Source organism: Candidatus Protofrankia californiensis (assembly GCF_900634765.1).
Lineage (GTDB): Bacteria > Actinomycetota > Actinomycetes > Frankiales > Frankiaceae > Protofrankia > Protofrankia californiensis.
Genome location: NZ_CAAAFT010000180.1, coordinates 4,625 through 5,916 on the forward strand (window position 1 = coordinate 4,625; position 1,292 = coordinate 5,916).

Here is a 1,292-nt window from a genome sequence, read left to right on the forward strand (position 1 = left end):
GGAGCGATCCCGCTTCCGTGGACAGCGAACTTGAGATTCACTGTCCATAGGGAAGGATGGCGATGGGGTCAACACGGCGGAAGTTTACTCAGGAGTACAAGACCGAGGCTGTAAGATTGGTGTTCGACTCGGGCCGGTCGGCGGCCGAGGTCGCGAAGAGTCTGGGTATCCACGAGGCCACGTTGGGAAACTGGGTGAAGAAAGCGAAGGAAGACGGCGGGGCCGAGGAGCGGTCGCTGTCGCTGTCGGAGCGTGCGGAACTTGAGGAGCTCCGGAAGAAGTACGCGCAGGCGCAGATGGACATCGCTTTCCTAAAAAAAGCGGCGAGCTTCTTCGCGAGCGAGCAGAGGTAAAGTTCGAGTTCATCTCGATTCATGCTCCGAGGAAGCCTGCGTCCGCCGACGGTGTGGACACGTTCCCCGTCGACTACATGTGCCAGAAACTTGACATTTCTCGACAGGGTTACTATGCGTGGAAGAAGCGCGGCCCGTCCCAGCGGGAGAAAGACGACGCCACTTTGTCAACCATGATCCGGGCGATCTTTGATCGTCACGAGGGGCGGTACGGCGTGCGGCGGATCTTCCACGAGCTTCGCCGTCAGGGTGTCGCCGTCGCCTACAAGCGGGTCCAGCGGCTGATGGCCGCGATGGGCCTGGTCAGCGTGCATCCCAGGCCCCGACGGCCGGTGACGACGGTCCAGGCCGCCGAGCCGGCGTGCCTACCCGACCTGGTCGGCCAGGACTTCACCGCGTCCGCACCGAACCGGCTGTGGTTCGGCGATATCACCTATATTCGCTCCTGGGACGGCTGGGTGTACATGGCATCCGTCATCGACGCTTTCTCTCGAAAAGTCGTCGGTTGGGCCGTCGCTGACCACATGCGTACCGAGCTCGTCGTAGAAGCGCTACGTATGGCTGTCACCCGCCGGCAGCCACCCGACGGGGTGATATTCCACGCTGACCGGGGCAGCCAGTACACGAGCCACGATTTCGTCGCATTCTGCCGCGATAACAACGTCCGGAATTCCGTTGGTCGTACCGGTATCTGTTTCGACAATGCCGCCGCGGAATCCTTCTGGGCGACTCTCAAGAAGGAGTTTGTCCACCTCCACCCATTCGACACCGTCGACCGCGTCCGGGTGGGCGTCTTCGAATACGTGGAAGTATATTACAATCGTCAACGGATACACTCCTCGATCGGCTATCTCACGCCCACCGAGTTTGAGGCGGAATTTGACACACGGAGCCTTCGTGCGGCATAGTTAACACTGTCTACGAAAACGGGAACCCTCC

2 protein-coding genes are annotated in these 1,292 nt (G+C 60.5%); both read left to right on the forward strand.

The genetic code is table 11. The features are described 5' to 3' along the window. Positions 1-62: 62 nt before the first annotated feature. Positions 63-353 carry a transposase gene (locus DD1DGNOD_RS29205; protein ID WP_241255623.1) on the forward strand — a complete coding sequence of 97 codons (291 nt, stop codon included), beginning with the start codon at positions 63-65 and terminating at the stop codon, positions 351-353. A 17-nt stretch (positions 354-370) separates the two neighbouring features. After that, positions 371-1,261, forward strand: coding sequence for an IS3 family transposase (locus DD1DGNOD_RS10020; protein WP_241255624.1), 891 nt, complete (start codon positions 371-373; stop codon positions 1,259-1,261). Positions 1,262-1,292 lie beyond the last annotated feature (31 nt).

Excerpts from the sequence above, each read along its gene's own strand:
- DD1DGNOD_RS29205 (WP_241255623.1), top strand. The coding sequence starts at position 63 with ATGGGGTCAACACGGCGGAAGTTTACTCAGGAGTACAAGACCGAGGCT.